This is a genomic window from Streptomyces sp. ALB3, assembly GCF_044385685.1.
GTDB lineage: Bacteria > Actinomycetota > Actinomycetes > Streptomycetales > Streptomycetaceae > Streptomyces.
In genome coordinates this window covers 289,460-313,761 of the sequence record NZ_JBISCE010000041.1, presented here as the reverse complement: position 1 = coordinate 313,761, position 24,302 = coordinate 289,460, and the positions used below count along the sequence as shown (strand labels likewise).

General features: G+C 70.0%; 23 protein-coding genes and 1 pseudogene. 8 read left to right on the top strand and 16 right to left on the bottom strand.

From position 1 onward, the window contains the following. Positions 1-41: 41 nt before the first annotated feature. The 3 genes from ACHFIV_RS27955 to ACHFIV_RS27945 are packed head-to-tail and all read right to left on the bottom strand — an operon-like array spanning position 42 to position 3,476. Positions 42-671, bottom strand: a complete 630-nt coding sequence (locus tag ACHFIV_RS27955; RefSeq protein WP_398974647.1) for a hypothetical protein — start codon at positions 669-671, stop codon at positions 42-44. Positions 672-729: 58 nt separating this feature from the next. After that, positions 730-3,027 carry a hypothetical protein gene (locus tag ACHFIV_RS27950; protein ID WP_398974645.1) on the bottom strand — a complete coding sequence of 766 codons (2,298 nt, stop codon included), beginning with the start codon at positions 3,025-3,027 and terminating at the stop codon, positions 730-732. Then, positions 3,027-3,476 carry a hypothetical protein gene (locus ACHFIV_RS27945; protein ID WP_398974642.1) on the bottom strand — a complete coding sequence of 150 codons (450 nt, stop codon included), beginning with the start codon at positions 3,474-3,476 and terminating at the stop codon, positions 3,027-3,029. Before ACHFIV_RS27945 ends, ACHFIV_RS27950 begins: the two co-directional genes overlap by 1 nt. A 668-nt stretch (positions 3,477-4,144) precedes the next feature. On the opposite strand from ACHFIV_RS27945, the gene ACHFIV_RS27940 reads away from it, so the two are divergent. Further along, complete coding sequence (locus ACHFIV_RS27940) at positions 4,145-4,786, top strand: IclR family transcriptional regulator (RefSeq protein WP_398974639.1); 642 nt, start codon at positions 4,145-4,147, stop codon at positions 4,784-4,786. A 152-nt stretch (positions 4,787-4,938) separates the two neighbouring features. After that, positions 4,939-5,727 (top strand): S16 family serine protease, encoded by a 789-nt coding sequence (locus ACHFIV_RS27935; protein ID WP_398974636.1) that lies wholly within the window; start codon positions 4,939-4,941, stop codon positions 5,725-5,727. Here ACHFIV_RS27935 and ACHFIV_RS27930 read toward each other — a convergent pair. From ACHFIV_RS27930 to ACHFIV_RS27895, 8 genes and pseudogenes are all read right to left on the bottom strand, one after another. Continuing rightward, a pseudogene (locus tag ACHFIV_RS27930) lies at positions 5,657-5,979 on the bottom strand (MFS transporter); the annotation flags it as partial. The gene ACHFIV_RS27935 and the pseudogene ACHFIV_RS27930 overlap by 71 nt on opposite strands. 119 nt (positions 5,980-6,098) lie before the next feature. Continuing rightward, positions 6,099-6,281: a hypothetical protein gene (locus ACHFIV_RS27925; RefSeq protein ID WP_398974633.1), complete on the bottom strand. Its 183-nt coding sequence runs from the start codon at positions 6,279-6,281 to the stop codon at positions 6,099-6,101. Positions 6,282-6,294: 13 nt separating this feature from the next. After that, positions 6,295-6,912 carry an ArsR/SmtB family transcription factor gene (locus ACHFIV_RS27920; RefSeq protein ID WP_398974631.1) on the bottom strand — a complete coding sequence of 206 codons (618 nt, stop codon included), beginning with the start codon at positions 6,910-6,912 and terminating at the stop codon, positions 6,295-6,297. A 75-nt stretch (positions 6,913-6,987) separates the two neighbouring features. Continuing rightward, on the bottom strand, positions 6,988-7,959 hold the full coding sequence (locus tag ACHFIV_RS27915; RefSeq protein WP_398974628.1) for a glycine betaine ABC transporter substrate-binding protein: 972 nt from the start codon (positions 7,957-7,959) through the stop codon (positions 6,988-6,990). Next, positions 7,956-8,810, bottom strand: a complete 855-nt coding sequence (locus tag ACHFIV_RS27910; protein ID WP_398974625.1) for an ABC transporter permease — start codon at positions 8,808-8,810, stop codon at positions 7,956-7,958. Before ACHFIV_RS27910 ends, ACHFIV_RS27915 begins: the two co-directional genes overlap by 4 nt. Continuing rightward, positions 8,807-10,075 carry an ABC transporter ATP-binding protein gene (locus tag ACHFIV_RS27905; RefSeq protein WP_398974622.1) on the bottom strand — a complete coding sequence of 423 codons (1,269 nt, stop codon included), beginning with the start codon at positions 10,073-10,075 and terminating at the stop codon, positions 8,807-8,809. The genes ACHFIV_RS27910 and ACHFIV_RS27905 overlap by 4 nt, the downstream gene beginning before the upstream one ends. Beyond that, entirely contained in the window at positions 10,068-10,715 is a 648-nt protein-coding gene (locus ACHFIV_RS27900; RefSeq protein WP_398974620.1) for an ABC transporter permease, read from the bottom strand. The genes ACHFIV_RS27905 and ACHFIV_RS27900 overlap by 8 nt, the downstream gene beginning before the upstream one ends. Before the next feature lie 16 nt (positions 10,716-10,731). Further along, on the bottom strand, positions 10,732-11,205 hold the full coding sequence (locus ACHFIV_RS27895; protein WP_398974618.1) for an Lrp/AsnC family transcriptional regulator: 474 nt from the start codon (positions 11,203-11,205) through the stop codon (positions 10,732-10,734). A gap of 122 nt (positions 11,206-11,327) precedes the next feature. On the opposite strand from ACHFIV_RS27895, the gene hppD reads away from it, so the two are divergent. Further along, positions 11,328-12,473, top strand: coding sequence for a 4-hydroxyphenylpyruvate dioxygenase (gene hppD / locus ACHFIV_RS27890; protein WP_398974615.1), 1,146 nt, complete (start codon positions 11,328-11,330; stop codon positions 12,471-12,473). A 61-nt stretch (positions 12,474-12,534) separates the two neighbouring features. Here the strand turns inward: hppD and ACHFIV_RS27885 are convergent, their stop codons facing one another. After that, positions 12,535-14,187, bottom strand: coding sequence for a tetratricopeptide repeat protein (locus ACHFIV_RS27885; RefSeq protein ID WP_398974613.1), 1,653 nt, complete (start codon positions 14,185-14,187; stop codon positions 12,535-12,537). A gap of 97 nt (positions 14,188-14,284) precedes the next feature. On the opposite strand from ACHFIV_RS27885, the gene ACHFIV_RS27880 reads away from it, so the two are divergent. Next, the gene (locus ACHFIV_RS27880; RefSeq protein WP_398974610.1) at positions 14,285-15,652 is read left to right on the top strand and encodes an FAD-binding oxidoreductase; all 1,368 of its coding nucleotides are present in this window, start codon (positions 14,285-14,287) and stop codon (positions 15,650-15,652) included. Positions 15,653-15,669: 17 nt separating this feature from the next. Here the strand turns inward: ACHFIV_RS27880 and ACHFIV_RS27875 are convergent, their stop codons facing one another. After that, positions 15,670-16,146, bottom strand: coding sequence for an SsgA family sporulation/cell division regulator (locus ACHFIV_RS27875; RefSeq protein WP_398974609.1), 477 nt, complete (start codon positions 16,144-16,146; stop codon positions 15,670-15,672). A gap of 217 nt (positions 16,147-16,363) precedes the next feature. Here ACHFIV_RS27875 and ACHFIV_RS27870 point away from each other — a divergent pair, with 217 nt between their 5' ends. After that, complete coding sequence (locus tag ACHFIV_RS27870; RefSeq protein WP_398974606.1) at positions 16,364-17,851, top strand: RDD family protein; 1,488 nt, start codon at positions 16,364-16,366, stop codon at positions 17,849-17,851. Between the two features lie 88 nt (positions 17,852-17,939). Beyond that, positions 17,940-18,596, top strand: coding sequence for an RDD family protein (locus ACHFIV_RS27865; protein ID WP_398974603.1), 657 nt, complete (start codon positions 17,940-17,942; stop codon positions 18,594-18,596). 11 nt (positions 18,597-18,607) lie between these two features. Here ACHFIV_RS27865 and ACHFIV_RS27860 read toward each other — a convergent pair whose 3' ends face one another. After that, the gene (locus ACHFIV_RS27860; protein ID WP_398974600.1) at positions 18,608-18,898 is read right to left on the bottom strand and encodes a hypothetical protein; all 291 of its coding nucleotides are present in this window, start codon (positions 18,896-18,898) and stop codon (positions 18,608-18,610) included. A 381-nt stretch (positions 18,899-19,279) separates the two neighbouring features. Here ACHFIV_RS27860 and ACHFIV_RS27855 point away from each other — a divergent pair, with 381 nt between their 5' ends. Next, positions 19,280-21,679, top strand: a complete 2,400-nt coding sequence (locus ACHFIV_RS27855; protein ID WP_398974598.1) for an immune inhibitor A domain-containing protein — start codon at positions 19,280-19,282, stop codon at positions 21,677-21,679. A gap of 122 nt (positions 21,680-21,801) precedes the next feature. Then, the gene (locus tag ACHFIV_RS27850) at positions 21,802-22,146 is read left to right on the top strand and encodes a hypothetical protein (protein WP_398974595.1); all 345 of its coding nucleotides are present in this window, start codon (positions 21,802-21,804) and stop codon (positions 22,144-22,146) included. Positions 22,147-22,163: 17 nt separating this feature from the next. Here ACHFIV_RS27850 and ACHFIV_RS27845 read toward each other — a convergent pair whose 3' ends face one another. Both ACHFIV_RS27845 and ACHFIV_RS27840 read right to left on the bottom strand, forming a co-directional pair. After that, positions 22,164-22,748, bottom strand: coding sequence for an isochorismatase family protein (locus tag ACHFIV_RS27845; RefSeq protein ID WP_398974592.1), 585 nt, complete (start codon positions 22,746-22,748; stop codon positions 22,164-22,166). A 162-nt stretch (positions 22,749-22,910) separates the two neighbouring features. After that, positions 22,911-24,239: a nicotinate phosphoribosyltransferase gene (locus ACHFIV_RS27840; RefSeq protein WP_398974589.1), complete on the bottom strand. Its 1,329-nt coding sequence runs from the start codon at positions 24,237-24,239 to the stop codon at positions 22,911-22,913. Between the last annotated feature and the right edge of the window lie 63 nt (positions 24,240-24,302).

The window sequence follows — 24,302 nt, the reverse complement described above, 5'->3', positions numbered from 1 at the left end:
GCGGAGGCGGCGTGATCCGCCTCCGCACCGGGGCCGGGGTGTCACCTGGGCAGGGCGTCGGGCACCTCGGCGGGCAGCTTCGCCTGCGCGGCGCAGCCCAGCTGTTCGGCCAGGGCGCGGGACACGTCGTTCAGTACGGTCATGCGTCCCTCTGCCTCGGGGTTCACCTGTCCACGGGCGGAAAACATGTCCGCCTTGATGTAGGGCGCCTTTCCATCGGGCCCTTCCGTGGGGCATGCGAAGTAGAGCAAGGTGCCGGTGTCACCTTGCGCCGAGGCGTACAGGCCGAGAGGGAAGAGCACTTCATCCGAGTCGTTCGCCTGTTTCTCCTCAGCCGGGTCGGGGTGGCTCTGCGACGCGGAGAAGCTGATGTCGAGCAGTGGGAAGTCGCTTCCGTCCGCTTTGTAGATGACACAGGTGTTCTTCTCGGTCGGTTTGTGGTGCAGGGTTTTTTCCGCCCATTCCAAGGAGAAGGCTTTCGGGGCCCCGGATGCGTCGGCCCCCCGGAGCTCGTTGAACCGCTTCGTGCCGCCGAGGCTTTCCAGGGCTGTCACCGCCGCCTTGTCCAGCGTCCCGTCGCAGACCTGGGACGCGGACAGCGCATCCGGCTTCTCCACGCCGCCGTCGTCGCCACAGGCGGTCCCGCCGGCCAGCAACAGCGCTACCGACACCGTCCGGAGCAGTCTCTTCCTCATCGGGTTCCTGTTCTTCGATCCTCCGGTCGGCCGGTCAGTCCTTGAAGGCGGGACGGCCGCGATAGTCGCCCTGAATCGTTCCGGTGCCGAGATAACCGCCTTCGATGTCCTGCTTCCACTGCGCATGGTCGATGGCCTCAGCTTGCTTCGGATTCTGGTCGAGGTAGGTCTGGTACGAATCCCCGAGCTGGGCGGTTCCCTGTCGGTAGAACTCGCTGCTCGTGGTCTGCGCCTTCTCCGTGGGGTCCTCCTCCGCCCCGTCAACACCCTTGTCGATCTCGTGCCCGATGAAAGTGTTGACAGCCTCACCGACGGTGTCGGTGACCAGCGGAGCGATCGCCACCCCTGCGACAGCGGTGCCGGGGACGGGCAGAGCGGCGATACCTCCTCCCACGACGATGCCGGCACCCAGGCCGATCCAGTCCCCCGATCGCGCCAGGGACTTGTTGGCTTCCTCGGAGTCGGCCGTGTAGGTCGTCTCTGCCTGCTGTACGCGTGCCTGGTCCAGGATGCCGCGGGCTTCCGCACCCGTTGTCATCGCGTCGTGCGCGTTGTCCATGCTCGCTTCACTGGTCGCGGGGAAGGCGTCGATCGCGCTGAGCGTGTACAGGTGCTGTGCTGCCGAGACCACACCATGGGACGTCTCGTTCTGTCCCAGCACACTGAGGAAGTTGATGGCGCCCTGATCGGTGAAGTTGGCCCTTCCGGCGTACTTCGCGGGAAACGCATCGGAATCCGTCGCCTTGTCACCAAGCCCCGACAGGCTGTAGTCGATGTCGTCGATGTACGCCGCACCCATCTTGCCCAGGCTGTCCGCGAGCTCCGACTGCTTGTGCAGCATCTCGGGGCCCTTCTCGCCTCCGTACAGGTACGCCACCTGCTCCATGACCCCAGCCGTCGCCGCCGTGCGGTGGTCCCCGCTGCCGGGGTGCATGGGGTCCTTGCCGGTCATCGGGTCGGAGTCGTACGCGTAGCCGGTGGTGGCCGACTCCAGGGCGTGGCCCAGTGCGTCCTTTCCGGCGTTGAACTTGTCGTCCCCGTCGAGCGTCGGGTCCGCGAGCCAGATGCGGTCCTGAGTCAGGTACTTGAGGTGCTCGTTGACTTCGTCGCCCTTGTCGACCGACTTCCCCGCGCCCTCCGGCTGGGCGAAGAACTGGGTGGAGGCGTCCGGGTTGTGACCGAGGGCTTCCATGAATCCCGTCATCGGGTCGCGACCCCGGTCGTTCTTGTCCCAGAAGTTGAGGTCACCCTGGTTCCAGTTGTTGATCCAGGGGCTCATGTCCTCGACGTTGCGTTCCTTGTCGTACGCGATGAGCTTGTCGCCGTAGGAGTTCAGGAACTGGTCGTCGTAGTCGCCGAACCGCATGAGGTTGCTCATGACCCCGAAGCCGGTGGGGTCGTTGGCGTCGTCGATGCCGAGCCGGTCCGGGCCCAGCTTCACCATCTTCTCCTCCCAGCCCTGCATCTTGGCGCTGTCGGAGAGGGTGGCGGTGCCCAGTGTGATGCCGAGGTTCTTCTGCAGCTGCTTCGCCTGCTCACCGAACTTCGGGTCCCTGCCCATGCCCTGGTACGGGTCGGCGACGCCGGCGTAGAACTCGAGCACCTTCTTCGGCTCCACCTGGGTCGCGAACCGTTCGGCGAAGAGCGGGTCGTTCTTGTAGGACGCCAGAGTGGTGTTGAGGGTGTTGAGCTCCGTCAGCGTGACGTCGTGAGGGTTCTTCTCGAGGGTCTTGGCGACCTTCTCCGCCTCCGCCACGGCCTTGGCCGCGGAGTCCCGGTCCGCGTAGCTGGCGTCGGAGAAGCCGTACTTCGCCTGGTCGACCAGGAGCGTCAGCACCTTGGCCGCCGAGGTGTCGCTCTCCGTGGCCTGCTTCAGGATGTTCTGGATCTCGTCCCGGAACGCGTCCACGTCCTGCTGGGTGTGCTCGGGCACCGTGGTGCCCTTCGCAGCCCGGTCGGGGTGGATGTTCATGGTGACGGTGAAGGACCCCTCGCCCGTGTCACGCACGGTGAGGTTCTTCTTCGCCCCCCGGTCGATGGCCGCGACCAGTTGATCGCGATAGCCGACCAGTTCCCCATGGGTGTCGGTGACGATTTTCTTGATCGTTTCAGCCTGGGTGTGGGCATCGGCGAACTCGCCGGCCGTCTTGTCCACGAAGGCGCGGGTCACGGTGGCGTTGTCACCGGCCCAGTTCGCCTTGTCCGACTTGGCTTTCAGATCGCTCTTCGCGTCGTCCTGGAGGATTTTGAGCTTTCCGGCCATCTGTCCCCAGTCGGTGATCGCTGTTTCCAGATCGGAGAAGTTCGCGAAGCGCAGGGAGTCGAGATCCATCAGCTGCCGGCCCTTTCGTCGAAGCCCTTGTCGAGGGTGTCGATGTTGCTGATGACCGTGCCGATGTAGGCCTCGTCGCCTGCGTGGGCGCCCTTGGTGTAGTCGAGGTGGTTGGAGATGTGGGCGCAGGCGTCCAAGAGGGAGCGGACCTGGTCGATCCAGCGCGAGGCCACATGATCGAGGGCCCCGCCCAGGGCGAACGTCTCCGTCTTCAGGGTTCCGGCGGCCTTCTGGGTGGAGGCGCGGGCGTGGTCCCCGGCCTTCTCCAGGTCGCCGTACAGCTTGTACGCGGAATTACCGATCGCGGCCAGGTCCTGCTGGTCGACCTTCAGGTCTCCTTGGGGCGGCGGACCTCCCCCCGCTTCCGGCGGCACCTGGTTCAACTGCATCCGTGCGGACTGCTTCTCCGCCGCCTCGGATTTCAGTTGCTCCCATTCATCCCACGCCATTGGCTAATACCCTCCCCGTAGCACCGATAATTCCCGTATGCCCGCCTTGTGGTGGGCATACGGTGCATCAATCTACCGATCGAGCCGGTATGTTGCCCAACGAGTTGACCATGAATAGAAATGATCAATTGCATCCGCTGTGTGGAGAAACTGTGACCCCGCACGCGGCGGGCTGTCGATGCGCGGGGTTGCGGCCTGCCCCTCGTCGCGACGCGTGAGGCGGCCGGGTTCCGGGGCGCCGGGTTTCCGGGTGGGGCGCGGGGCGCACGTCGTCCCCCGGGGGCGCGTGGAGGCGCCGTACGCGCCGTGGGTGAGAAGTTTTCACGACACTTGTTTCACGGTGTGTTAACAATCGTTCACACGTCATGCACGGAGTGTCGCCGCCGAGTCGCCCGACTTGAACGCGCGTAGATGTTCGCGTTCCGGACGGTTCCGCGCTGACCGGCGGTTATGCGGTCCCGTTCCACGGAGCGACCGGATTCTGGACGAGGTCTTCCGCTGAGCGGACCCGCTCGCTAATGTCCCCGAAACATGAACGCCCCGTGGCAATGTGGCCGCGGTGCAGCCGGTGCCATGGCCAGTCGGCGGCCTCTCGGTGCGTCGCCGTGGGACCGGCGTCGGCATCCCGGAGAGACAACCGCCCCGCTCACCACGAGGGAGAGGGCGTCGTGACCGCGGAGACTTCTCAGACGCTCGACCGGGGACTGCGCGTCCTCAAACTGCTCGCCGATACCGATCACGGCCTGACCGTCACCGAGTTGTCCAACAAGCTCGGCGTCAACCGCACCGTGGTCTACCGACTGCTCGCCACCCTGGAACAGCACGCACTCGTCCGGCGTGACCTGGGCGGCCGGGCCCGGGTGGGCCTGGGGGTGCTGCGCCTCGGCCGGCAGGTGCACCCGCTCGTCCGGGAGGCGGCGCTGCCCGCACTGCGGTCCCTGGCCGAGGACATAGGGGCCACCGCGCACCTCACCCTCGTGGACGGGACGGACGCGCTGGCGGTCGCCGTCGTCGAGCCGACCTGGACCGACTACCACGTGGCCTACCGGGCCGGCTTCCGTCACGCCCTGGACCGGGGAGCCGCAGGGCGGGCGATCCTCACCGCCCGGCAGAAGACGACCGGCCACCCGGGCTACACCCTCACCCAGGGCGAGCTCGAAGCCGGTGCCTGCGGGGCGGCGGCACCGCTGGTGGGGGTCTCCGGTGTGGAGGGCAGTGTGGGCGTGGTGATGCTCGCGGACGCCGTGCCGGAACGGGTCGGCCCGCGGGTCCTCGACGCGGCCCGCGAGGTCGCCGACGCGCTGCGTTAGAGACGTCGCCCGAAACGCAGGGAACGACCGTCCGGACAGGCGGAACGACCGCCCGAGCGCGCCGGCACGGCGCCCGGCGGCGCGCCGCTACGACCGTCCCGGTGGTACCGGGGCGGTCGGGCCCGGACGCGGGCGGCGGATAGATTGGGCGGGTGGCCATTCGTCTCTCCCGCCCTCGCGCTCTCGTCCTCTGCGCGCTGCCCGTCCTCGCACTCTTCGGTACGGCGGCCTTCGCGCCGCTGCCGTTCACGGTGGCGCAGCCCGGCAGCACCGCCGACGTCCTGGGGGCCGACAAGGGGAAGCCCGTCATCACGATCAAGGGTGCGCCTACCCGGACCACCGAGGGCGAGCTGCGGATGACCACGATCCTCGCGACGTCACCCACGGCCGACGTCGGGATCGGGGACGTGGTGGACAGCTGGTTCAGGGCGGACCGGGCGGTCATGCCGCGCGACTCCGTCTATCCGACCGGCGACTCCGAGAAGGAGATCGAGCGGCACAACCTGAAGGACATGAAGGAGTCGCAGAACGTCGCCGTGGACGCGGCTCTGGACTACCTGGACAAGAAGCCCGGCTCGGTGGACATCACCCTGAACCTCGCCGATGTCGGCGGGCCCAGCGCGGGCCTGTTCTTCTCGCTGGGCATCATCGACAAGCTGGCCGGCGACGGCTCCGGCGGTGATCTGACCGGCGGGCGCACCGTCGCCGGGACGGGGACCATCGAGGCCGACGGTACGGTCGGCGCGGTCGGCGGGGTCTCCCTCAAGACGCAGGCCGCCCGGCGGGACGGCGCGACCGTCTTCCTGGTGCCGAAGGCCGAGTGCAAGCAGGCCGAGGCCGAGCGCCCCGAGGGCCTGCGGCTGATCCCCGTCACGACGCTGAAGGGCGCGGTGTCCTCGCTGCGGGCTCTGGACCAGGGAGGGAAGGTCCCGAGCTGCTGACCTGGGGTCGAGTGGCGTCCATGCCGCGCCACGCGTGGAGGACGAGCGGACTGAGCGTCGCCAGGAAGTACACCCCGCCCATCGTCAGCAGCGCCCCCGTGGCGCGCAGGCCCTCCACCAGCAGGCCCGCCACGAGACCCCCACCGGCATGGCGAGTTCGCAGCCCGCCGTGAGCGCGCCGGACACCCGGCTCCGCAGCTTCTCGGGGACACGTTCGTAGGTCACCGTGGTGAGGATGGGGTTGACCGCTCCCGCTGGTCGCAAGTACGAACCACGGCCCCGATGAGGGTCAGTGACGTACCCGCGGTGTTGGCCCCGAGGACGGCTGCGAGCGGCGTGCGGCGCCGGATCGGCTTCCCCCCGTCCACGGGTCAGGCCGCTCGCGCGGCGCGGGTCGGGGCCGGCCCGGCCTGCGTCAGGCGCAGGCCCAGTTCGATCATCGCCCAGCCCACACGGTGGCGCAGTCCGGGGTGCGCGGGAGCGTACTTCCGTGCCTCGTAACGGAGTTCGGTGGCGCGGTAGGCGTGGAGCAGGTGATGGATGTCGCTGTGCATGACGGTGATCCCCTCAGTCGGTGGGACGCGGGAACACGTGCAGGTGAGTGCGGACGACAGCCGATCCCTCGGTGCCCTCGGGGACGCGGTCCCGGTAGCTGTGCACCAGTTCCTGCATTTTCTCCGCCAGCTCCAGGGAGAGTTCAGGGGTGAGGCGCAGCTTGAAGTCACTGAGGTCGAAGGCCCGGCGCCACTCCTCGGGCCACTCGTGCATCGTCCCGAGCCAGGTGTTCAGCTCCTGGGCGTGCGTGGTGGCGACCTCGTGGAGTACGACTCCGATGGCTCCGCGCACCTCGGGGTCCGGGTGCTGCATGAAGTTCTCGGTGTGTCCGAAGACCGTGCCCGTGTGGACGGCCTTCCACCAGCGCTCCCGCCCCTTGCCGCGGTCCGGGTCGTCCTCCACGAAGCCGTACGCGGCGAGCTGGCGCAGGTGGTAGCTGGTGGCGCCGCTGGACTCGCCGAGACGGTCGGCGAGTCCGGAGGCGGTGGCGGGGCCAAACTCCCTCAGGGCGTTCAGCAGCCGGATGCGTAGGGGGTGGGCGAGTCCGCGCAGGGTGCGAGTGTCGACGTGGTGGATCCTCGGGTCTTCGGCGTACGACGCCGGCCCGCTTTCGGGCTCGTTCGGTGGCATGTGACGACCATAGAGTTGCAAAGAAGGCTTTGCAACGTTTTTTTGCAACGAACTCTTTGGAACTCCCGCTTCCGCTCAGCCCTCCCTGATGAATCCTTCCTTCACCAGCCAGTCCTTCGCCACCTCGTGCGGGTCCTGCCCGTCCACGTCCACCTTGGAGTTCAGCTCCTGCGCGAGCGGCGTGGTCAGCTTCTCGGTGACCGGGGCCAGCAGCCCGGCGATCTCCGGGTACTCCTTCAGGGTCGCCGTGTGGATGGCGGGGGCCGCGTTGTAGTTGGGGAAGAACTGCTTGTCGTCCTCCATGACGTCCAGGTCCATCGCCTTGATGCGGCCGTCGGTGGTGTACACCTCGCCGAGCAGGCAGGAGTCGGACTCGGAGACCTGGGTGTAGATGATCCCCGCGTCCATCTTCTGGATGCTCGAAGCCGGCAGCTTCATGCCGTACTTCTTCTGCATGCCCGGCAGCCCGTCGTCGCGCGAGGCGAACTCGTTCTCCACGCAGATCGTGACGGCCTTCGGGTCCTTCTTCGCGAGCTCGGCCACGTCCGAGAGCGTCTTCAGCTTGTATCTGGCGTTGTTCTTCTTGCTGATGGCCAGGGCGTACGTGTTGTCGAGCGTGGACGGCGGGAGCCAGGTCACCCCGTTGCCCTTGTCCTCGTCGCGGACCACCTCGTACTGCTTCTGCGGGTCTACGACCGGCTCGGCGTGGCCCAGGTAGGTGATCCACGCCGTGCCCGTGTAGTCGTACAGGGCGTCGGCCTCGCCCTTGACGACCGCCTCGCGGGCGCTGATCGACCCCGGCAGGTTCGTCCGGTCCAGCACCTCGGCGCCGGCCGCCTTGAAGAGCAGGCCCATGATGTGTCCGAGGATGATGTTCTCGCTGAAGTTCTTCGAGGTCACCGTCAGCGACGCGCCCTTGAGCGGCTGCCCCTGCCCGACCGACCCCGGTTCCACCTCGTCGACCAGCGGTGATCCGCTCTTCAGCCCGCACCCCGTGAGCAGGAGGGCGAGCGCGGCCGCCGATGCCAGGCCCGTACGTACCCTCACGCTTCCTCCAGTCCGCGCGGCGTCAGCCACAGTTCGGCCAGCGAGGCCAGCCAGTCCACGAGCAGTGCCAGCACCACCGTCAGTACGGATCCGAGCACCAGCACGGGCATGCGCTGCGTCTGGATCCCCGAGGTGATCAGGTCGCCGAGTCCGCCGCCGCCGCCGAAGGTGGCGAGGGTCGCCGTGCCCACGTTGAGCACCAGCGCCGTCCGTACGCCCGCCAGGATCAGCGGGACGGCGAGCGGCAGCTCGACCCTGGTGAGCGTGCCCGTCGCCGACATGCCGATGCCCCGGGAGGCCTCCACGAGAGTGGGCTCGATCGAGTTCAGGCCGGCCACCGTGTTGGACAGGACCGGCAGGACCGCGTAGATCACCATGCCGATGATGGCGGTCGACGGGCCGATGCCCAGCCAGATGACCAGCAGCGCCAGCAGCCCGATCGCGGGGGTGGCCTGGCCGATGTTGGCGAGGGCGGTGACGCCGGGAGCGGCCTTCTTCAGGCCGCGCCGGGTCAGCGCGATCCCGAGCGGAATGGCGATGATCAGCACCCAGAAGGTGGAGATGGCCGTCAGCCTGACGTGCTGCCACCAGCGCAGCTGTACGGTGTCGCCGGCCAGTGAGTTCTGCGCGACGGAGTCGAGGTCGACGTTGGTGATCCACAGGTAGGTCGCGACCAGGACGACCGCGCAGACGGCCGGCACCAGCACGAGCTTCTTCCAGGTGATGCGGCGCTTCGGACCGGACGGCGGCGGAGAGGGCTCGGCCTCCTCGTCACGGAAGGCGTGGCCTCCCACGTCGTGCTCCCCGTGCGGTCGCTGCCCCTTCGGGGGCGCCTGATGACTGGGGGTCATAGCCCGCTGCCACCACCCTCCGGCTCCCGTTCCGTCCGCCGGGCCCGCTCCTCGTCGTCGTCGTGCTCCTGCTCCATGGCGGCGAGCCGGTCCGCCTCGAGGAGTTCCTGCACGGAGTTCATCAGGGTGCTCATGTCGACCACACCGATGAACTCGCCGCGCCGCCCCGTCACGGCGACCCGCCCGCTGCTGTCGGTCAGTACCGCCTCCAGCGCGTCGTGCAGGGTCGCGTCCCGCGTCACCGTGTCGTGCACCAGCTGGCCGGCCCTGGCCAGCGATCCCTTGGCCCGCATCAGGTCGCCGCGCCGCAGCCACTTGTACGGGCGGTTCCTGCGGTCCAGCATCAGCAGCTCGTTGTGATGTCCGTCCCGCAGCTTGTTGAAGATCGACTGGAGCGGGTCCTCGACCGTCACCGTGGGGAAGTCGGCGATGCCCACGTCCCGCACGCGGGTGAGGTTGAGCCGCTTCAGGGCCGCGCCCGCCCCCACGAAGCCGGAGACGAAGTCGTCCGTCGGGTTGGTGAGGATGGCCTCCGGGGTGTCGAACTGCGCGATGTGCGACTGCTCCCGCAGCACCGCGATCCGGTCGCCCAGCTTGATCGCCTCGTCGAAGTCGTGGGTGACGAAGACGATCGTCTTGTGCAGTTCGTGCTGGAGCCGGATCAGCTCGTCCTGGAGGTGGTCGCGGGTGATCGGGTCGACCGCCCCGAACGGCTCGTCCATCAGCAGCACCGGCGGGTCCGCGGCGAGGGCCCGCGCCACTCCGACACGCTGCTGCTGGCCACCGGAGAGCTGGCGCGGGTAGCGCCCGTGGAACTCCCGGGGGTCCAGCCCGACCAGGTCGAGCATCTCCTCGACGCGGTCCTTGATCCCGGACTTCGACCAGCCCGTCATCTTCGGCACCAGGGCGATGTTCTCCGCGACCGTCATGTGCGGGAAGAGACCGGAGGACTGGATGGCGTAACCGATCTTGCGGCGCAGCTTCACCGGGTCCATGTCGGTGACGTCCTCGTCGCCGATCCTGATGCGCCCGGACGTCGGCTCGATCAGTCGGTTGATCATCTTGAGCGTGGTGGACTTCCCGCAGCCGGACGGGCCGACGAGGATCACGGTCTCCCCGGCCCTGATGTCCATCGACACGTTGTCCACGGCGGGTGTGGGGCTGCCCGGGTAGGACTTGCTGAGGTCCTCCAGCTGGATGGTGGCACCCGAGGTGGCGGGGCGGGGCGGGGCCGGCTCCACCGGCCCGGCAGTGGTCTCAGGCACGGATCCCCCTGGAGATGGTGAGCCGCCCGAGCAGTACGTACGCGGCGTCGAAGAGCAGAGCGAGAATGACGATGCCGATCGTGCCGGCGAGGACCTGGTTGATGGCGTTGGCGCTTCCGAGTGAGGCGAGCCCGCGGAAGATCTCGTTGCCGAGACCGGGGCCCGAGGCGTAAGCGGCGATGGCGGCGATGCCCATCAGCATCTGGGTGGAGACACGGATGCCGGTCAGGATGGGGGGCCACGCGAGCGGCAGTTCCACCTTGAGCAGCCGCCTCGTCCGGGACATCCCGATCCCCTTCGCCGCGTCGACGAGGGACGGGTCGACCCCGCGCAGCCCGACGATGCAGTTGCGGACGATGGGCAGCAGCCCGTACAGGGTCAGGATGATCACGGTGGGCGGGACCCCGAGTCCGACCAGCGGGATGAGCAGGCCGATCGCCGCGAGCGAGGGGATGGTCAGGACCGCCGAGGTGGACGTGATCGCCAGGGATCCGCCCCAGCCGCTGCGGTAGCTGACGACACCGATCAGGACGCCGAGAACGGTGGCGATGACCATGCACTGGAAGACCGCGCTGGCGTGCTGAAACGTGTCGGTGAGCAACTGCTGGTGCCTGGTGCCCACATACTCCCAGAAGTTCACATGTTGCTCCCTCGGCTCAGTCGGTGTCCTCTGCAGCCTGCTCAACCAGCGGGATAATACGCAGCGGCACCGGGTTTTCCATGACGATCGCCGTGGAGGCCCGGACGATGCCATCAAAGCCGACGACCAGGTCGATCACCCGTTGGAGGTCGGCGTTCGAGCGGGCCACGAGCCGGCAGAACATGTCCCCCCGGCCGGTCGTCGTGTGGAGTTCCAGGACCTCGGGCACCCGGCTCAAATGGGCTCGCACATCGGTGCCTTGCCCCTGCTTGATCTCCAGCGTGGCGAACGCGGTAACGGGGTAGCCGAGCGCGGCCGGGTCGACGTCCGGGCCGAACCCGCGGATGACGCCATTCGACTGAAGCCGGTCCAGGCGCGCCTGTACCGTCCCGCGCGCCACCCCCAGCCGCCGTGAGGCCTCCAGTACACCGATACGGGGCTCACGGGCCAGCAGCACGATGAGCCGGCCGTCCAGTCGATCGATCCCCATGGTCCGCCTCCCTGTGGTCAGCCTGTACAGACAGCCCGCTCATCCTGGCGGCAGGGTGTACGGATTGACCAGTGGAACGGCGAACTGTTGCGCACCTTGCGAAGCGGCGGGAACCTTCGGACATGACTCAGACTGTGCACACCACCCCCGACACCGCCCGGCAGGCCGACCCCTTCCCGGTCAAGGGAATGGACGCGGTCGTCTTCGCGGTGGGCAACGCCAAGCAGGCGGCGCACTACTACTCGACCGCCTTCGGCATGAAGCTCGTCGCCTACTCCGGACCGGAGAACGGCAGTCGCGAGACGGCGAGTTACGTCCTGACCAACGGCTCGGCCCGCTTCGTCCTCACCTCCGTCATCAAGGCGTCCACCGAGTGGGGCACGTTCCTCGCCGACCACGTGCACGCCCACGGCGACGGCGTGGTGGACCTCGCCATCGAGGTCCCCGACGCCCGCGCGGCCTACGCGTACGCCGTCGAGCACGGGGCGCGGGGCGTCACCGAGCCCTACGAGGTCGAGGACGAGCACGGCACGGTCGTCCTGGCCGCCATCGCGACGTACGGGAAGACCCGCCACACGCTGGTCGAGCGCGGCCGCTACGACGGGCCGTACCTCCCCGGCTACACGGCCGCGAGCCCGATCGTGGAGCCCGCGGCCAAGAGGACCTTCCAGGCCATCGACCACTGCGTCGGCAACGTCGAGCTCGGCCGGATGAACGAGTGGGTGTCCTTCTACAACAAGGTCATGGGCTTCACCAACATGAAGGAGTTCGTCGGCGACGACATCGCCACCGAGTACTCCGCCCTGATGTCGAAGGTCGTCGCCGACGGCACGCTGAAGGTGAAGTTCCCCATCAACGAGCCGGCGATCGCGAAGAAGAAGTCGCAGATCGACGAGTACCTGGAGTTCTACGGCGGCGCGGGCGTCCAGCACATCGCGCTCGCCACGAACGACATCGTCGCCTCCGTGAAGGCGATGCGGGCGGCCGGTGTGCAGTTCCTCGACACCCCCGACTCGTACTACGACACCCTGGGGGAGTGGGCGGGCGAGACCCGGGTGCCCGTGGAGACGCTGCGTGAGCTGAAGATCCTCGTCGACCGTGACGAGGACGGCTACCTGCTCCAGATCTTCACCAAGCCGGTCCAGGACCGCCCGACGGTCTTCTTCGAGATGATCGAGCGGCACGGCTCGATGGGCTTCGGCAAGGGCAACTTCAAGGCGCTGTTCGAGGCGATCGAGCGCGAGCAGGAGAAGCGCGGCAACCTCTAGCCACCGCACGGAAGGGGCCGTCCTCCCGGCCGGGAGGACGGCCCCTTCCGCATGCGGTCGGTCACGGGGTCGCCGAGGCGCCGGGTTTCACCTGCGGGGACGGGGCCGCCGGCTGCGAGGGCTCCGGGCCCGGTTCGGCCCCGGCCTCCTTGCCGGCCTCCCGCGACGCGTCCCGTGAGGCCTCCGGCGAGGGCTCCGGCCGGGTCTCCCTCGTGGGCTCGGGCTCGGCGGAGGGCTCCGGCTCCGGCGGCTCCATCTGCGCCGGTCCGCCCGCCGCGGGCTCGCCCAGGTCGTCCAGGGCCTCCCGTGCCAGCGGAGCGGCCAGCGGTGAGAAGTCCGGATCCGTGCGGAGGGCCTCCTCCAGGTGACCGCGGGCCGGGCCTTCCTGGCCCAGGGCACTTTCGATCATCCCCAGGTGGTAGGCGTACGAGGCGTTCCGCACGCCCGTCCCCACGGCCCGCTCCGCGTACTGCAAGCCCTCCTCGCTCCGGCCCGCCCGGTGCAGCGACCAGGCCAGCGCGTCCGCCACCTCCGAGCTGCGGCGCTGGGCCCCCCACGCGGTGCGCATCAGCTCCACCGCAGCCTCCGGGTCGCCGTGGTCGGCCTCGAAGCGGGCCTCCGTCAGGGCCTCGTCGACCCCGGCCGTCCTCGCCCGTCCGAGGAGCTCGCGCAGCTTCGCGTACTGCGTGCGGGCGTCGCCGTCCAGGTCCAGTGACTCGTAGAGCTCGCCCAGTTCGAGCACGTACTCGGGGCGGGGCAGCTTCGTCGTCACCGTCCGGTAGTCCGCCAGCGCCTCGTCCGTGCGGCCCAGTGCCGCCAGGGCGCGGGCCCTGCCGGCGAGGGAGGCCAGGTGGCCGCGGTCCGTGCGCAGCGCGGCGTCGTACTGGGCGAGCGCCTGCGCCGGCTCCCCGCGTTCCGCGGCGAGGTCCCCGAGCCGGTGTACGGCCGCCGCCTTCCCGGCCGGTGAGGTGGCGCGGTCCGCCGCCTCCTGGGCGGTGGCCAGGGCATCCTCGCGCCAGCCCTGGTTGCGGTACATCTCGGACGTCCTGGCCAGGGCGGGGGCGCCCTGGCGCAGGCTGCCGAACTTCTCCGTCGCCCTGGCGGCCGCCGCGTACTCGCCGAGGCCGTTGTAGGCGTCGATCAGCACCGGATACGCCGCCCAGTCCTTCGGCTGCCGTGAGCGGACCGTCTCGCCCCACTTCTTCGCGGCGAGGAAGTCGTTCCTGGCGTTGGCGAGTGCCCCGAGACCCACCCAGGCCTGCGTGTTCCCGCGTTCGCCCGGCTGCGCGGCCAGAGAACGCCTGAGGGCCTGCTCGGCACGGGTGAGGTAGGCCGCGTCGGCGGACCGCCGCCCCCACTCGACGTACGCCGTGCCGAGGACCGCCCAGGACGGGGCGTCGGCGGGGTGCGTCTCCACCCACTTCTGCCGGTCGCCGATGAGGGCCGTCAGGTCGGACAGGGACGCCGGTGAGCCCGCCGCCGCAGCGGCCTCGGCCCGCGCCACGGGCCCCGGCTCGGGAGGCCCCGCCTTCCCGGCGCCGTCCGGTACGGCCATCACCGCACCGGCCACGAGCACGGCTCCGGCGATCGCGCCGAACGCCGCCCTGCGCAGTGTGGTGCGCATCGACGCGGGAGGCGGTGGGACGGACGTCGCACCCTGGGGCGGCAGGGTGGAGAGGGGTGGCTCCGGGTTCTGCTGCGGCTTGGCATCCATGGCCATCACTCTGCGTCAGTACGACGATCACATCGCGTTCCGCGAAGGCTGACGCAGACGGGTTCACACCATTGGCCCCGGGTGTCACGCTTGGATCATGGACGCTCTCCTCGAACGACTGCGCGCGGGTCTCCCGGCCGACGCGGTGATCACGGACCCGGACGTCACCGCCTCGTACGCCCACGACATGGCGAGCTTCTGCGACGCCGGCGACCCCGCGGTGGTGGTGCTGCCGCGCACGGTCGAGGAGGTCCAGCACGTCATGCGGACCGCCACCGCCCTCCGCGTCCCCGTCGTGCCCCAGGGCGCGCGGACCGGGCTCTCGGGCGCGGCCAACGCCTCCGACGGCTGCATCGTGCTCTCCCTCGTGAAGATGGACCGGATCCTGGAGATCAGCCCGGTCGACCGGATCGCGGTCGTCGAGCCGGGCGTCGTCAACGCGACGCTCTCCCGCGCCGTCAACGAACACGGGCTGTACTACCCGCCGGATCCGTCGAGCTGGGAGACGTGCACGATCGGCGGCAACATCGGCACCGCGTCCGGCGGGCTGTGCTGCGTGAAATACGGAGTCACCGCCGAGTACGTCCTGGGCCTGGAGGTCGTCCTGGCCGACGGGCGGCTGCTGAACACCGGGCGCCGCACCGCGAAGGGCGTCGCGGGATACGACCTCACCCGGCTCTTCGTGGGTTCGGAAGGCAGCCTCGGCATCGTCGTCAAGGCCGTCCTCGCGTTGCGGCCCCGTCCCCCGCAGCAGCTCGTGCTGGCCGCCGAGTTCCCCTCGGCGGCAGCCGCCTGCGACGCCGTGTGCCGCATCATGGAGCGGGGCCACACCCCGTCACTCCTCGAACTGATGGACCGTACGACCGTGCGTGCCGTCAACGCGCTGGCCTCCATGGGCCTGCCCGAGACGACCGAGGCGCTGCTCCTCTGTGCCTTCGACACGCCCGACCCGGCGGCCGACCTCGCCGCGGTCGGGGACCTGTGCACCGCGGCCGGCGCCACCGAGGTCGTGCCCGCCGACGACCCGGCCGAGTCCGAACTCCTGCTCCAGGCGCGCCGCCTGTCCCTCCCCGCCCTGGAGACCGTCAAGTCCGCCACGATGATCGACGACGTGTGCGTGCCGCGCTCCCGGCTCGGCGCGATGATCGAGGGGACCGCCGCCGTCGCCGAGAAGTACGGGCTCACCATCGGCGTCTGCGCCCACGCCGGCGACGGCAACACCCACCCCGTCGTCTGCTTCGACCACACGGACGCCGACGAGTCCCGCCGGGCCCGCGAGTCCTTCGACGAGATCATGGCGCTGGGCCTCGAACTGGGCGGGACCATCACCGGAGAACACGGGGTGGGCGTACTGAAGAAGGAGTGGCTCGCCCGCGAACTCGGTGAGGTCGGGGTCGAGATGCAGCGCGGTGTCAAGGCTGCGTTCGACCCGCTCGGCCTGCTCAACCCCGGCAAGCTGTTCTGACGGCCGCGCACCGGCGCTCACGCCTCGCCGTCCTGCGGTTCCTCCCCCGGCCAGGGGTCGCTCAGCCACGGGTCGTCGGCCGGGAGCGGGGTGAGCAGTCGGGCGAGCGCCCCCTCCAGCCCGAGCATCGTGGTCTCGGTCCCCGGAGGCACCACCCGCAGGGTGCGCTCCACCCAGGCGGCCACCGCCGCCGACGGCACCTCCAGCAGGGCGTCGCCGTCGGGCGAGGTGAGCGCGACGCAGATGACGCCCTGGTCCCCCGCCCTGGCCGGCCAGATGCGCACGTCCCCGTGCCCGCACGGCCGGAACGCCCCCTCAACCAGGAGCTCCCGGGCGAACGTCCAGTGCACGGGCGACTCGGAGCCGACGTGGAAGGTGATGTGCACGGCGTACGGATCGTCGGTGAAGTAGGACAGGCGGGCTGGCACGGGGACCGACCGCTCGGGCGACAGGACCAGTTCGACTTCCAGTTCGCGTTCCACGGCGTTCTGCATGAGGGTGCACGACCTTCCGATGCTCGTAGGGGCCGGTCCCTCGACCGGACCGCACTAGGAGAGAGCGCCCTCCCGGACGTCTATGACGCGACTTCCCAGAAAATCTTCCCCGGACCCTGAAAGTGGTCCAAACAGCAGGACGGGCACGGCGGTGCTCGGCGGTCTGATAGATGTGGACCCTTGTATTGAGGCCTCGAAGAGATACGGGACCACGGTGATGAGCGCCCCAACCCCGGCACCCGGTGACGAAAGCCCCCGCGAGGGGTACTACCCAGACCCGTCCATTCCCGGATACGTCCGGTACTGGAACGGCGCTTCGTGGGTCCCCGGCACGAGCCGGCCCGCACCTCAGCAGGGCGGGACGACTCCACCGGCGCCGCCCTCCCCGGCGGCCGACGCGGCCCCGCAGCCGCCGGCCCCGGTGGACGAGACCGGCCCGATGTACCTCGACGAGGTCGACGCGACGGGCCGGGACGGCGGGACGGGCGGCGGTGAGGCCCCCGGCCGGTCCAGGCCGGTGACCGCCTGGCAGGCGGACACCTCCCGGCAGACCGGGTTCGGCGGTGAACGCGACGAGCGCGTCTCCTGGGGCGGGCCGGATCCGCGTACACCCGGCGCGCAGGCGCCCGAACCCGGGACACCGTCCGCCACGCCTCCCGCCCCTCCCGTCCCGGCGGACGGCGCGCCCGCCGACCCCCGGCGGCCCGGCGGGCCGGACCCGACGCGCGGCGCCCTGCCCGGGATGCGCGGCGGCAACGACGAGGTGACCGACGGCACCGTCGCCATCCGGGCCGACCGGCCCGGCAGCGGGGCCCGCCCGCCCGCCGACGGCACGGTCACGATCCGTGCGGTGGGCCCCGGCACCGCCCGCCCCCCGCGTCCGCGCGAGGAGGGGCCGGTCCCGGCCGACGGGACGATGACCATCCGCGCCGTGCCGCCCGGCGGCGCACCGCAGGGCCCCGTCGCGGCGCCGACGCCCGCGCCGCAGCGGCAGGCACCGGGGCTGAGCACGCCTCTGACGCCGGGCCCCGGTGGCGGGTCCGCGTCCTGGCCGCAGCAGGCCCACCAGCTCACCCGTCCGCAGCAGCCGCAGGCCCAGCAGCCGAGCCCGACGCCCCCGCAGCAGCAGGGCCCGGGGCCCGCGCAGCAGCAACAGCCCGTCGTGCCCTGGAAGCCGCCGGTGGACGACCACTTCCAGCAGCTCGCCCGGTCCCAGGCCTCCGCCAGGCCGGCGGGACTCGGGAAGCGGCTGGCGGCCCGGATCCTCGACACGGTCGTCCTCGGCGCGGTCGTCGGCGCGGTCGGTTTCCCCCTGGTCACCCGGGCGATGGACCACATCGACCGGAAGATCGAGACCGCGAGGACGTCCGGCGAGACGGTCACCGTGTGGCTGCTGGACTCCACCACGGCCGCACTGTTCGGCGGGGTGCTCGCCGCCTTCCTGGTCATCGGCTTCGTCCTGGAGGCGCTGCCCACCGCCAAGTGGGGCCGCACGCTGGGCAAGAAGATCTGCGGTCTCGAGGTGTGCGACATCGAGTCCCACGACGCGCCGGCCCTGGGCGCCGCCCTGCGCCGCTGGCTGGTGTACGGGGTGCTGGGCCTGATCGTCGTCGGCGTGCTCAACGTGCTCTGGTGCCTGGTCGACCGGCCGTGGCGCCAGTGCTGGCACGACAAGGCGGCGCGCACCTTCGTCGCGGCACGGTAACGGCGCCGTACGCCCGTGTGCTGACACCCCGTCCCCCGAAGGGACCCCAGCCGTTGCGGGGCTCCACCGGCCGGGGTGCACTGCCCCCATGAGTAACGTACCGCCGCCTCCGCCGCCCGACGACGACCCCTTCTCGAAGCGGCCGCCCCAGGGCCCTCCGCCCTCGCCGGGCGGTTCGCCCTACGGCGGCGGCGCGCCCCCGCCTCCTCCGCCGAACGACCCGTACGGCGGCGGAGGTCCTCACGGTGGTGCGGATCCACTGGCCGGTATGCCCCCGCTCGCCGAGCCGGGCAGGCGGATCCTGGCACGGCTGATCGACTTCCTCATCATCTCGATCCCGCTGTACCTGATCTCGCTGCCCTTCGGCGGAGCGGTCGACGTCTCGTCGGACGACGGGAACGACGACTTCGGCAACGCGATCGGCAACACCTACTCCGGGCATCAGCTGGTGTGGTCGCTGATCGGCCTGGTGGTGTACGTCGCCTATGACACGTACTTCACGCACAAGGACGGCCGGACCCCCGGCAAGCGGCTGCTGAAGATGCGCGTCGCGATGCTCAACGACGGCTCGGTCCCCGACACGAGCTCCTCGTTGATCCGGGCCGTCGTGCTCTGGCTTCCGGCGCTGCTGTGCTGCCCGTGCCTGTGGTGGCTCATCAACATCGTGCTGATGTTCACGGACAAGCCCTACCGGCAGGGGCTCCAGGACAAGGCGGGCAAGACCGTGGTGGTCACCGTCCCCTGACCCACGGGCGGTCAGCGGTGCAGTGAGTGCTCGCCGACGCGCCGCCGCTGTGCCGCCGCGATCTCGATGTCCTCGATCATGCGGTGCGTACGGGCGGCGGTGGGGGGTGCCACCGGCTTCCGGGTGGCCTGCGTGCGGGCCGGCAGGGCCATGGCCACCAGCAGTCCGAGCGCCAGCGCCACGGTGCCGACGGCGGCGACACCGGGGCCCGACTCCGTGCGGAACAGCAGCAGCATGGCGAGGGCGGAGAAGACGACGGTGGCCGAACCGTAGAAGAACTGGGCGGCAGTCGGACGCGGCATGGCGGTATCCGTCCTCGGGGCGTCGGATAGGGAAGTCTCTCAACACGTTCGCACTGTCAATCGACTCTACGACGGTGGATGCCCGGGAGGAACAGGTAGTAAGCGTGACCTAACCCACGGTACCGGTGCACGGGGGGCGCACGGAGTCACACCGCTGCCGACGGGAGCCCGGTGCGCGCCGGTCGGCGGTCCGGCCGGTCTCGCGTCGACGTCCGGATACCGGAAGGGGCCTCCCGCATAGTGCAGTTGGTATGTCCAAGTCAAGATCTGTCTTTTCTCTCATAACTCCGATCGAATGTCGTCACTTGTGACGCGTTGAACGCGCGCGGCCCGTATCAACCCCCTGGCCGCGGACGCGAACGCCGGGGAGGACTGCATCAAGTGACCACTCAGAGACGGGCGCTGCGCGCCACCGCCGTCGCCGTGTGCCTGGCCGCCACCGCCGCGACGGCTTCCGCCTTCGCCACGGCGCAGGCGGACGACAGGACGCCGGCATCCGGAGCCTCCATCGTGGACCGGCGCGACCCCGCGCCGGTCAAGGCCCATGAGCACGACCTGGAAGGCCCCTTCAGCAAGGAGCAGGACGCCCAGCGCCAGGCCGCGCTGGAGCAGGTCCTCTCGGGCGACAAGAAGGTGACCGCCAAGGGCGGTTCCAAGGTCGTCAAGCTCGGCAGGAGCAAGTACGTCGAGCTCGGCCGCGAGAAGACCGACAAGATATTCACGATCCTCGTGGAGTTCGGCGACAAGGTCGACGACACCACGATGTTCGACCCCGACGGCGACGGGCCGAAGCCGCCCGTCAAGAAGTACGGCGGCACACCCGGGCCGCTGCACAACGAGATAGCCGAGCCGGACCCGGCGAAGGACAACAGCACCGCCTGGCAGGCCGACTACGACCAGGCCCACTTCCAGGACCTCTACTTCGGTGAGGGCAAGGGCAAGGAATCGCTGAAGACGTACTACGAGAAGACGTCCTCCGGGCGCTACTCGGTCGACGGCGAGGTCTCCGACTGGGTCAAGGTCCCGTACAACGAGGCCCGTTACGGGTCCAACTACTGCGGCTCGACCAACTGCGCGAACGTCTGGGACACCGTCCGCGACGGCGTCAACGCCTGGGTCGCGGACCAGAAGGCCAAGGGCCGCACCCCGGCCGAGATCAAGGCCGATCTGGCGCGGTACGACGAGTGGGACCGCTACGACTTCGACGGTGACGGCAACTTCAACGAGTCCGACGGCTACATCGACCACTTCCAGCTGGTCCACGCCGGCGAGGACGAGTCGGCGGGCGGCGGCGCGGAGGGCACCAACGCCATCTGGGCGCACCGCTGGTACGCGTACGGCACCGACGCGGGCGCGACGGGCCCCGAGGGCAACAAGGCCGGCGGCGCGCAGATCGGCGACACGGGCATCTGGGTCGGCGACTACACCGCGCAGCCCGAGAACGGCGGCCTGGGCGTCTTCGCCCACGAGTACGCCCACGACCTCGGTCTCCCGGACCTGTACGACACCTCCGGCGGTGGCGAGAACTCCGTCGGCTTCTGGTCGCTCATGTCGGCGGGTTCCTGGCTCGGCACCGGCGACGGCGAGATAGGCAACCTCCCCGGCGACATGACCGCCTGGGACAAGCTCCAGCTCGGCTGGCTCGACTACGACGTGGCCAAGGCCGCCACGAAGTCGACCCACAAGCTGGGCGTCGCGGAGTACAACACCAAGGACAAGCAGGCGCTCGTCGTCGAGCTGCCCGAGAAGTCCGTCACCACGACTGTCACCGAGCCCGCCGAGGGCTCGAAGCAGTGGTGGAGCGGCATGGGTGACGACCTGTCGAACACCCTGACCCGCTCGGTCGACCTGACCGGCCGGTCCGCCGCCTCGCTGGACCTCTCCGGCTGGTACGACATCGAGGCCGACTACGACTACCTCTACACCGAGGTCTCGGAGAACGGCGGCACCAGCTGGACCGCGCTCGACGGCACGGCCGACGGCCAGGCCATCCCGCGCGACGCCAGTGACAAGCCGGCCCTGACCGACGTCTCGGGGGCGTACAAGAAGCTCTCGTTCCCGCTGGACGCCTACGCGGGCAAGAAGATCGACCTCCGCTTCCGCTACCAGACGGACGGCGGCGCGGGCGGCAAGGGCTTCGCGGCCGACGCCCTCACGATCACCGCGGACGGTGCCGCGCTCTTCTCGGACGGCGCCGAGGGCGACGACAACGGCTGGACCGCCAAGGGCTTCTCGCGGACCGGTGCGTCGTTCACCGACGACTACCCGCAGTACTACATCGCCGAGAACCGCCAGTACGTCTCGTACGACAAGACCCTCGAGGTCGGCCCGTACAACTTCGGCTTCTCCACCACCCGCCCGGACTGGGTCGAGCACTACTCGTACCAGAACGGCCTGATGGTGTGGCTCTGGGACACCTCCCAGAAGGACAACAACACGTCGGTCCACCCCGGTAAGGGCCTGATCCTTCCGGTGGACTCCCACGCCAAGCCGCTGAAGTGGACGGACGGCACGCTCCTGCGCAACAAGATCCAGCCCTTCGACGCGCCGTTCAGCTGGTACCCGAACAAGGGCTTCACGCTGCACAACGCGGACGTCGCGCTGAAGATCAAGCCGTCGCTGGGCGTACCGGTCTTCGACGACCGCAAGGGCACGTACTGGTACGAGGAGAACCCGACCGGAAGCGTCGACGTCTCCGACACCAACACCCGGATCTCCATCGTGAACGAGCCGCTCAGCGGCTCGACGATCACCGTGAAGGTCGGTCCCTCGACCAAGTAGCCGGTGAAGTCGCCGGTAGCACCATGATCGGCCGTCGCCCTCTAGCGGGCGGCGGCCGATCGTGTTTAGGTGCGTCCTACCAAATCCTTATTGACGCGAAGTCTTACGGGGGAGCGCGAAGCATGGCAGGCGGAGGTTTCTGCAGGTTGCCCGACGGCACCGTGGTGGTGGCGCTGACCCTGAACGGCCCGTCCGGGGTGTCAGGCCCCGGGGAGCCGGTGCGGGTGCTGGTGCACGCGGCGAACCGGGCGCGCGCCCTGACCAGGCTGCGCAACCTCGGACTCCGCGCCGTCTACCTCAGGGGCAACGCCCAGCCGCCCACCCCGGACGAGGTGACGGCGGTCCTGCACCATCCGGACGGGCTGCTGTGGCGTGCGGCGCCCCAGGCCGGCCAGGAGCTGTGGCATCCGATACGGGCGCTGCTGGGATCCGCCGGATACGCGGGACCGGCCCGCCCGGCGGCCTGAGGGCGCCCGGCGAGCGGTCAGACGACCGGCTTGCCCGACAGCTCCACACCGGCGCTCCGCAGCTCCGCCAGGGCCCGCTCGGTGGTCCCCTCGGCCACTCCGGCGGTCAGGTCGAGCAGCACGTGCGTGGTGAAGCCCTCCCGGGCGGCGTCCAGGGCGGTGGCCCGCACGCAGTGGTCCGTGGCGATGCCGACGATGTCGACGGCGGTGACCGACCGGTCCCGCAGCCACCGGGCGAGCCCGGTGCCGTTCTCGTCGACGCCCTCGAAACCGCTGTACGCCGCGGCGTACGCCCCCTTGTCGAACACGGTGTCGATCGCGCCGGAGGCCACCGCGGGGGCGAAATTGGGGTGGAAGCCCACGCCCTCCGTGCCGGCGACACAGTGCGGCGGCCAGGAGTGCTCGAAGTCGGGCGTCGCGGAGAAGTGGTCACCCGGGTCGACGTGGTGGTCCCGGGTGGCCACGACGTGGCTGTAACCGGGCTGGGCCTCACCGATCAGGTCGGTGATGGCGGCGGCGACATCGGCGCCGCCCGCCACCGCGAGGCTGCCGCCCTCGCAGAAGTCGTTCTGAACGTCAACGACGATCAAGGCGCGATGCATGGCGGTTGTCCTTCGGTGGGGATTCGGCGGGTCATGCGGACACGAACGGTGGGGATGCCACCGAGCCTAGAGACTCGATGTACCCCGCGGGAGGGGGCACACGCGTCGCTCTCGCCCGGGGACCGGTGTGAGAGCGACGGGAACCACGGGGCGCGGCCCGCCTCACACGTACTCCGTCGGCAGTACGGGCTCACCCCGGGACAGCTGCATCGCCGACATCGGCAGCCCGCCGCGCGCCGCGACGTGCCGTTCCCGCGCGGTCTCCAGCGGTTCCCTGCCGACCACCTCGCCGCCCCTGACCAGCTCGATCTGCATCTGCCGGTCCACCAGCCCGGCCGGGACCTCCCCGGTGCCGATCACCTCGGCCTCGGCCACCCCGGTCTCGTCCAGCCGGCGCGCCGCCCACTTGCGGCCGCCCCTCGACGACTTCGCGCCCAGCGACTTCTTCACCACCGGCAGCAGCGGGTCGCCCGGATCCGCCGACCGCGCACGTGCCACCAGCTTGTAGACCATGGAGCAGGTCGGGTGCCCGCTCCCGGTGACCAGCTGCGTGCCCACCCCGTAGGCGTCGACGGGCGCGGCGGCCAGCGAGGCGATCGCGTACTCGTCCAGGTCGGAGGTCACCACGATCTTCGTCTCCGTGGCACCGAGCTCGTCCAGCTGCTGCCGGACCCGGTGGGCGACGAGCAGCAGGTCGCCCGAGTCGATCCGTACGGCTCCGAGCTCCGGACCCGCCACCTCCACCGCCGTACGGACGGCCTCGGTGACGTCGTAGGTGTCGACCAGCAGCGAGGTGCCCCGGCCCAGCGAGTCCACCTGCGCCCGGAAGGCGTCCCGCTCGCTGTCGTGCAGGAGCGTGAAGGCGTGCGCGCTCGTCCCGACGGTCGGGATGTTGTACCGGAAGCCGGCCGCCAGGTCCGAGGTGGTGTGGAAACCGCCGACGTACGCGGCGCGGGCCGACGCCACCGCCGACAGCTCGTGGGTGCGCCGCGCGCCCATCTCGATGAGCCGGCGGCCCTGCGCGGCCGACGACATCCGGGAGGCGGCGGCTGCGATCGCGGAGTCGTGGTTGAGGATCGAGAGGATCACGGTCTCCAGCAGCACGCACTCGGCGAAGGAGCCCTCGACCCGCAGGAGTGGCGAGCCCGGGAAGTACACCTCGCCCTCCGGGTATCCCCAGATGTCGCCGCTGAACCGGTAGTCGGCCAGCCAGTCGACGGTGGGGGAGTCCACGACCTGCTGGTCGCGCAGGAAGGTGAGCATCTCGTCGTCGAAGTGGAAGTTCTCCACCGCGTCCAGCACCCGCCCGGTGCCGGCCACGACGCCGTAGCGCCGCCCTTCGGGCAGCCGGCGGGTGAAGGCCTCGAAGACGGAGCGCCGGTCCGCGGTGCCGGCCTTCAGTGCGGCCTGCACCATCGTGAGCTCGTACTGGTCGGTGAAGAGCGCGGTCGACGGCACACCGACCCGCCGCCCAAGGTCCGCTGAGTTCATACCGGGGATGCTACTCCCTATTCGTCAAAGTGACGAGATGGGGGCGCCGTTTGTGCGCGGGCC

Coding starts and splice junctions, on each gene's coding strand:
- ACHFIV_RS27870 (WP_398974606.1), top strand. CDS start 16,364: ATGAGCGCCCCAACCCCGGCACCCGGTGACGAAAGCCCCCGCGAGGGG.
- hppD (WP_398974615.1), top strand. CDS start 11,328: ATGACTCAGACTGTGCACACCACCCCCGACACCGCCCGGCAGGCCGAC.
- ACHFIV_RS27850 (WP_398974595.1), top strand. CDS start 21,802: ATGGCAGGCGGAGGTTTCTGCAGGTTGCCCGACGGCACCGTGGTGGTG.
- ACHFIV_RS27925 (WP_398974633.1), bottom strand. CDS start 6,281: ATGCACAGCGACATCCATCACCTGCTCCACGCCTACCGCGCCACCGAA.
- ACHFIV_RS27920 (WP_398974631.1), bottom strand. CDS start 6,912: ATGCCACCGAACGAGCCCGAAAGCGGGCCGGCGTCGTACGCCGAAGAC.
- ACHFIV_RS27875 (WP_398974609.1), bottom strand. CDS start 16,146: ATGCAGAACGCCGTGGAACGCGAACTGGAAGTCGAACTGGTCCTGTCG.
- ACHFIV_RS27950 (WP_398974645.1), bottom strand. CDS start 3,027: ATGGATCTCGACTCCCTGCGCTTCGCGAACTTCTCCGATCTGGAAACA.
- ACHFIV_RS27860 (WP_398974600.1), bottom strand. CDS start 18,898: ATGCCGCGTCCGACTGCCGCCCAGTTCTTCTACGGTTCGGCCACCGTC.
- ACHFIV_RS27840 (WP_398974589.1), bottom strand. CDS start 24,239: ATGAACTCAGCGGACCTTGGGCGGCGGGTCGGTGTGCCGTCGACCGCG.
- ACHFIV_RS27910 (WP_398974625.1), bottom strand. CDS start 8,810: ATGACCCCCAGTCATCAGGCGCCCCCGAAGGGGCAGCGACCGCACGGG.
- ACHFIV_RS27845 (WP_398974592.1), bottom strand. CDS start 22,748: ATGCATCGCGCCTTGATCGTCGTTGACGTTCAGAACGACTTCTGCGAG.
- ACHFIV_RS27885 (WP_398974613.1), bottom strand. CDS start 14,187: ATGGATGCCAAGCCGCAGCAGAACCCGGAGCCACCCCTCTCCACCCTG.
- ACHFIV_RS27945 (WP_398974642.1), bottom strand. CDS start 3,476: ATGGCGTGGGATGAATGGGAGCAACTGAAATCCGAGGCGGCGGAGAAG.
- ACHFIV_RS27895 (WP_398974618.1), bottom strand. CDS start 11,205: ATGGGGATCGATCGACTGGACGGCCGGCTCATCGTGCTGCTGGCCCGT.
- ACHFIV_RS27880 (WP_398974610.1), top strand. CDS start 14,285: ATGGACGCTCTCCTCGAACGACTGCGCGCGGGTCTCCCGGCCGACGCG.
- ACHFIV_RS27865 (WP_398974603.1), top strand. CDS start 17,940: ATGAGTAACGTACCGCCGCCTCCGCCGCCCGACGACGACCCCTTCTCG.